The following is a 6,899-nucleotide window of genomic DNA, read 5'->3' on the forward strand; positions in this document are numbered from 1 at the left end:
CGTTGCCCATCACGCCGATCAACAGCGCACCGATGACCGTGCCGCCGATGCCGCCGCGTCCGCCCGAAAGGCTCGCGCCGCCGATCACGACCGAGGCGATGACGCGCAGCTCGTAGCCGGTGCCGGCGACCGCTTCGGCCGACCCCAGCCGCGCCGAGAGCAGGAAGCCCGCCAGGCCCGATAGCAACCCGATCGCGACATAGACGCTGGTGACGAGACGTTTGACGTCGAGCCCATTGAGCCGCGCGGCTTCGATATTGCCGCCGACGGCGTAGATCTGGCGCCCATAGCGGCTGTAGCGCTGCACGACATAGCCGATCGCCGCGACCAGCGCGAAGATCAGCACCGGCACGGGCAGGCCGAGCACCGCGCCCGTGCCCCACCAGCGATAGGCGTCGCTATAGCCGGAGACGGGTGCGCCGTCGTTGAGGATCAGGGTCGCGCCGCGCCACATCGTCATCCCGCCGAGCGTGACGATGAAGGCGGGAATGCCGAAGAAGGTGACCGCGCGTCCCTGCAGCCAGCCGACTATGCCGCCGACGGCGAGCGCCGCCACCAGCGCCGCCAGCCAGTCGAACGTGCTGTCGAGCCCCATCGCATGCGCGGCGAGCCCGCCCGCCATGCCCGCGAAGGCGAGCAGGGATCCGACCGCGAGATCGACCCCGCCGGTCAGGATGACGAAGGTCATGCCGACCGAGATGATGCCGTAGATCGACACTTCGGTCAGAATGTTGGTGAGATTCCGCGGCGACAGGAAGCGATCGTTTTGCGCGGTGAAAAAGACGATCAGGACCACCAGGAACAAGGCCGTGCCATAGGTGCGCAGCCAGCCGATCATGTCGCGCCGGCGCGACGCAGGCTCCCGCACTATCGCGGCATTGTCGGTCATCGAACCATCTACTTGGGGTTCCGTCATGCGGTCGCGGCCAGCGGGGCGGTCTCGACCGCCATCAGGTGCATCAATTGTGCCTCGTCGGCCTCGACCGCTTCGACGATGCCGGTCAGGCTGCCCTCGCGGAACACCGCGATCCGGTCGCTGACCGCCATCACTTCGGGCAGTTCGGACGAGATCACGACCACCGCGACCCCTTCGCCCGCCAGATCGGCGAGCAATTGGTGGACCTCGCCCTTGGCGCCGACATCGATGCCGCGCGTGGGCTCGTCGACGATCAGCACGCGCGGACGCAACGCCATGCAGCGCGCGAGCAGCACTTTTTGCTGGTTGCCCCCCGACAAGGTGCCGATCGCGACCTCGGCATTGGGCATCTTGATCCGAAGGGCGCGCGCATAATGATCGACCAATGCGTGCTCGGCGCGTTCGTCGACGAACAGCCCCCATTTCGCGATCCGGGACAGGCTCGGCAGGCTCATATTATGGCGGATCGACTGGTCGAGGAAACAGCCCTGCTGCTTGCGGTCCTCCGGCACCAGCGCCAGCCCCGCGCCGATCGCCTGACCGGGCGAACGGAAGCGGCCGGTCCAGCCGTCGAGATAGAGGATTCCACCATCGGCCTTGTCCGCGCCGAACAGGATGCGCGCAAATTCGGTGCGGCCCGCGCCGACCAGGCCGGCCAGCCCCAATATCTCGCCCGCGTGGAGATCGAGCGACAGGTTGTTGAGCGTCACCGCATGGATATCGGTCGGATGACGGCGGCGGACCACGTCGCGCACGCGCAGCACGATGTCGCCGGCCGGGCGGCGCGGAAGCCGCAGGAATTCGACATTGCGCCCGACCATCAGCCGGATGATGTCGCCGATTTCGACGTCGGCGACGTTGCCGTCGGCGACGAAACGGCCGTCGCGCAGCACGGTGAAACGGTCGCAGCAGGCCTTCACTTCTTCCAGCCGGTGCGTGACGTAGATGATACTGATGCCGCGCGCCTTGAGGCCGGCGATCAGGCGATGGAGCGTATCGACTTCGCGCGCGCTGAGCGCGGCGGTCGGCTCGTCCATCACGATCAGCTTTGCATTCTGGGTCATCGCTCGTGCGATCTCGACCATCTGCTGCTGCGCGACGCTGAGGAGGCGCACCTCGCAACGCGGATCGATCGTCATTCCGAGATCGGCCAGGATCGCGTCCGCATCGGCGAACATGCGGGGCCAGTCGATCAGGCCCCGGCGCAGCGGCTCGCGGCCGAGATACATATTCTCCGCGACCGACATGTCGGGCAGCAGGTTGAATTCCTGATAGATGGTGATCAGGCCCGCGCGCTGCCGGTCGAGCGGCCGGTCGGCGGCGGCGAGCGCCTGCCCATCGAACCAGATTTCGCCCGCATCCGTCGGCTGCGCGCCGGCAAGAATTTTGAGCAGGGTGGATTTGCCCGCGCCATTCTCGCCGAGCAAAGCGTGGACTTCGCCGCGTCGGACCGAAAGGCGCACGCCTTCCAGCGCGCGCACGCCCGGGAAGCTCTTGTGCATGTCGCGCACCTCCAGCAGCGGCGGCGCGACTTCGGTCATTGCGCTTCGCCGATCCGTTCGGCCTGGCTGAGATTGGCGCGCGTGATCAGCACGGGCGTGATGCTGGCGCCTGCCATCGGTGCCTTGGTGCGGATATGCGCGACGAGCTGGTCGAGCGCGGTGCGGATCTGGCGGCTGGGCGACTGCTCGACCGTGGCGGCCATCGTACCGGCCTTGACCGCGCGCAGCGCATCGGGCGTCGCGTTGAAGCCCAGCACGCTCACGCCGGTGACATTGCCCGCGCGCAATGCCTCGACCGCACCCAGCGCCATATCGTCATCCTCCGCCAGGATGACGTCGGGCTTGGCCGCGCCGAGCGAGGTCAGGATATTCTGCGCCACGGTCAGCCCCTGGTCGCGTTGCCAGTTGGCGGTCTGCGAGGTGACGATCCTGTAGCGCGGGCCAGAGGCGGCGAAGGCCTGCTCGATGCCGTGCGTCCGGTCGATCGCCGAACTCGACCCCGGCTGGCCGGTGATCAGCACGATGCGCGCGCCCTTGGGGAAGCTGTCGATCACCCATTTGGCCATGACCGCACCGCCCGCGATATTGTCCGCACCGACATGCGGCACCGGCGGGGTCATGCCCTCGACGCGGCGATCCACCGTGACGATCGGGATGTCGGCCTTGACCACATCCTTCACCGCCGGCGTGAGCGCGTTGACGTCGGTCGGGGCGAGAATGATGCCATCGACATTGTCCGCCATCGCGGCGGCAACGTCGGCGGTCTGCTTGGCGGAATTGGACTGACCGTCCACCACCGTCGCATCGACATGCAGTTTGCGCGCCTCGTCCTCCAGGTTGCGGCGCATCGCCACGAAGAAGGGCTCGGCCATGTTGTGGAAGCTGGCGACGATCTGGACGTCGTCCTTATTATGCTTGGCGCAGGAAGAGAGCGTGCCGATCGCCAGCGCGCCCAAGGACAGCAACGATACGACCCGAAGCGTCATCATATCCCCTCACATGACCGCTGTGGCGGCTCGTTCTTTGTGCCAGCCTATGACCGGCCAGCCTCTGTACCATTTGTTCTATTTTTCATTCAAGTTGTATAATTATTCCAATTTTAGGAAAGTGGCCCTCGCCTCAGGAAGCGGGTCGGCTGAGCCTCGACGGGGCCGGCATAAAGTCAATCGGATAGCGGCGTAAAGGCGCCGAACGGCTTTGCTAGACCGTCTCGAACCGCCCCGACCGGGCGGAGCGTGCCGCCGCTTCGGCCAGCGCCAGCGCCTGGACGCCATCTTCCACGCCGATCAAGGGCGGTGCGCCTTCGATCATGTCGGCGAAATGCGCCGCTTCGCCCGCGTAGGCGTCGCGGTAGCGGTCGAGGAAGAAGTTCTGGAAACGATCGGCGGCGGCGCCGTCCTCGCCCCATTGCTCGAGCGTGGTTTCGGTCACGTTGCCGGCGCGGATCATGCCCTTCGCGCCATAAGCCTCGATCCTCTGATCATAGCCGTAACCGGATCGGCGGCTGGACGAGATCATGCAGAGGCGGCCCGAGGCAGTGCGCAGGATCGTCTTGGCGGTGTCGGCGTCGCCGGCCGCGCCGATCGCGGGATCGACCAGGCAGGCGGTGGACGAGAAGACCTCGGTCACCGGCTCGTCGAGCAGCCAGCGCGCCATGTCGAAATCGTGGATCACCATGTCCTTGAAGATGCCGCCCGAGACCTTGATGTAGTCGATCGGCGGCGGCGCGGGATCGTGGCTGATGATGTGCAGCGTCTCCAGCCGACCGACCGCACCAGCCTGCAACCGGTCGCGCAATGCTGCGAAATTGGGGTCGAATCGCCGGTTGAAGGCGAGGAAAACGCTGGCGCCGGAGGCTGTCAGCGTGTCGGCGGCGGTGCGCGCGCGCGCCAGATCCTGATCGAACGGCTTTTCGCAGAACACCGCCTTGCCGGCCTCGGCCGCGCGGAGCGTATATTCGAGATGGGTATCGGTGGCGCTGGCGATGACCACGCCCGCAATCGCGGGATCGGCCAATGCCGCGTCGAACGACGAAACATCACCACCGTGCGCGGCCACGATCTCCGCCGCGGCCTGCCCTTGGGGATCGACTACGCGCGCCAATCGCAGGCGGGGATTCGCCGCGAGATTGGCCGCGTGGATCCGACCGATCCGGCCCGCGCCGATCAAGGCGACGTCATGAACCATCAGAAATCCTCCCCATAATGCATTTTCCGAATCATATGCCCGCCGGATAATTCGTTCCATTATCGCGGGAATTCAGGGAGGGATAGTTGCGTTCCAAACCTTGAACATTTATTCCGTTTGGTGGGTAAAAGGCAGAAAGAACGATATGAGCCAAGCACCGGAATCCGCCGACGCACTGCGCAGCGAACTCTTGCTACGCTATGACAGTCTGAGCCGCAGGCTGCAGCAGATCGGCCGCTACGTGCTTGATCATCCCAATGATCTGGCGCTGGAAACGCTGGCGGTGATCGCGTCGCGCTGCGACGTCCAGCCATCCGCGATCGTGCGCTTCGCCAAGGTGTTCGGCTTCGACGGCGCCACACAGATGCAGCGCCTGTTCCGCAACGAACTGGTCGAAGGGCAGGCCGCCCCTGGCTATGCCGAGCGGGTGCGCCAGCTCAAGGCCGCGACCGACAAGCCGATCCAGGCGGGGCTGGGGCCCCTGCTCGCCGAGTTCGTGGAAGGCAGTACGCTCGCCCTCAACGGGCTTGCCCACAGTGTCTCGCACGAAGCGCTGGACAAGGCGGTGCGGCTGATCTGTGAAGCCGAGACGGTGCACGCCGTCGGCGTTCGCCGCTCCTTCCCGGTCAGCTCCTATATCGCTTACTCGCTGCTGCAGACGGGCAAGCGCGCGGTGCTGGTCGACGGCGCCGGCGGCCTGACGCTGCGGCAGATGCGTACGCTCACCGAACGCGACCTCGTGATCGCGATCAGCTTCCAGCCCTATGCCGAGGAGACGGTCGCGGCGGTGCATGTCGCCTCGCGGCGCGGTGCGCGCATCATCGCGATCAGCGATTCGCTGGTCAGCCCGATCGCCAAGCATGCCGACGTCGTGCTGCAAGTCCGCGAGCCCGAGGTGCGCGGCTTCCGCCCACTCGCCGGTTCGATGTGCCTGGCGCAAACGCTGACGATCGCCGTCGCCATCGCGACCACCGGCCAGGACGTCCCCCAGCCGACCTGATCGATAGCGGTCAAAACGGAATTGAAATATCTGTGGCATTTCAAAACGGATTGGAATAGATTTTACAAAACATGCCGACATTGCCCTGGGGAGATGGCAGCCAACATGCACCAAACAGGGGCCGTATCGCGGCTGGACCTCATCACGCTGGGACGCGCGGCGATCGACCTTTACGGCGAGCAGGTCGGCGGCCGGCTTGAGGATGTAACCTCTTTCGCGCGCTATATCGGCGGCAGCCCAACCAACACCGCGATCGGCGCCGCACGGCTTGGCCTGAAGACGGGTCTGCTGACGCGGGTCGGGGCGGACCATATGGGCCGTTTCATTCTCGAGGAACTGGCCCGTGAGGGCGTCGCGACCGATGGCGTGACGATCGATCCCACCCACCTAACCGCACTGGTCCTGCTCGGCCTGCGCGATCCCGACACGTTCCCGCTCATCTTCTATCGCGAAAATTGCGCCGACATGGCGCTGGTGGCCGACGACGTGGCCCCCGATTTCGTGCGCTCGGCGGACGCCTTGCTGATCAACGGCACGCATTTGTCGCGGCCGGGTGTGTTCGCCGCGAGCTGGAAGGCGGCGGGGCTGATGCGCCAGGCCGGCGGGCGGGTGATCTTCGACATCGATTACCGGCCGGTCCTGTGGGGCTTGGCCCCCAAGGACAAAGGCGAGGACCGTTTCGTATCGAGCGATGCGGTGACTACCGCGCTCGGGCGCATTCTGCCTTTGTGCAATCTGATCGTCGGCACCGAGGAGGAAATCCATATCCTCGGCGGTTCGACCGATACGCTGGAGGCTTTGCGTACCATCCGCACGCAGACGGACGCGCTGCTGGTCTGCAAGCGCGGTGCGCTCGGCTGCGTCGCGTTCGACGGTGCGATCCCGGCCGGCCTGGACGACGGCATCATCGGACGCGGCTTCCCGATCGAGGTGTTCAATGTGCTGGGCGCGGGCGACGCCTTCATGGCGGGCTTCCTGCGCGGCTGGCTCAAGGACATGCCGATCGCGCAATGCTGCGAACTGGCCAATGCCTGCGGTGCGATCGTGGTATCGCGCCACGGCTGCGCGCCGGCCATGCCGTCGTGGGAAGAATTGCAGATCTTCCTCCAAGGCGAATGGCCCGCGCGCCTGCGTGAAAGCGCCGCCCTCGAGCAGGTCCATTGGTCCTCGACCCGGATCGGCCGCTATGACGAATTGACCGTGCTCGCGATCGATCATCGCAGCCAGTTCGAGGACATGGTCGGCGAGCTCGGCATCGAAGACACGGCGCGCGTCTCCGCCTTCAAGGGCCTGG

General features: G+C 65.9%; 6 protein-coding genes. 2 read left to right on the top strand and 4 right to left on the bottom strand.

The window, feature by feature from the left end; genetic code table 11:
* The 4 genes from VK533_RS16185 to iolG form a co-directional block, all read right to left on the bottom strand.
* The coding region (locus tag VK533_RS16185) for an ABC transporter permease (protein ID WP_324379594.1) at positions 1 to 889 on the bottom strand (889 nt) is incomplete at its 3' end.
* 23 nt (positions 890 to 912) lie between these two features.
* A complete protein-coding gene (locus tag VK533_RS16190; RefSeq protein WP_324379596.1) occupies positions 913 to 2,457 on the bottom strand; it encodes a sugar ABC transporter ATP-binding protein in 1,545 nt (514 codons plus the stop codon).
* Positions 2,454 to 3,407, bottom strand: coding sequence for a substrate-binding domain-containing protein (locus tag VK533_RS16195; RefSeq protein WP_324379598.1), 954 nt, complete (start codon positions 3,405 to 3,407; stop codon positions 2,454 to 2,456). The genes VK533_RS16190 and VK533_RS16195 overlap by 4 nt, the downstream gene beginning before the upstream one ends.
* Positions 3,408 to 3,618: 211 nt before the next feature.
* A complete protein-coding gene (gene iolG / locus VK533_RS16200) occupies positions 3,619 to 4,605 on the bottom strand; it encodes an inositol 2-dehydrogenase (RefSeq protein WP_324379600.1) in 987 nt (328 codons plus the stop codon).
* A gap of 145 nt (positions 4,606 to 4,750) precedes the next feature.
* On the opposite strand from iolG, the gene VK533_RS16205 reads away from it, so the two are divergent.
* Together VK533_RS16205 and iolC are read left to right on the top strand one after the other, a co-directional pair.
* Positions 4,751 to 5,605 carry a MurR/RpiR family transcriptional regulator gene (locus tag VK533_RS16205; RefSeq protein ID WP_324379603.1) on the top strand — a complete coding sequence of 285 codons (855 nt, stop codon included), beginning with the start codon at positions 4,751 to 4,753 and terminating at the stop codon, positions 5,603 to 5,605.
* 105 nt (positions 5,606 to 5,710) lie between these two features.
* Positions 5,711 to 6,899, top strand: a 1,189-nt coding sequence (gene iolC / locus VK533_RS16210) for a 5-dehydro-2-deoxygluconokinase (protein WP_324379605.1), incomplete at its 3' end; no start/stop codon positions are given.

Origin of the sequence: Sphingomonas sp., assembly GCF_035317925.1 — a bacterium.
GTDB lineage: Bacteria > Pseudomonadota > Alphaproteobacteria > Sphingomonadales > Sphingomonadaceae > Sphingomonas_I.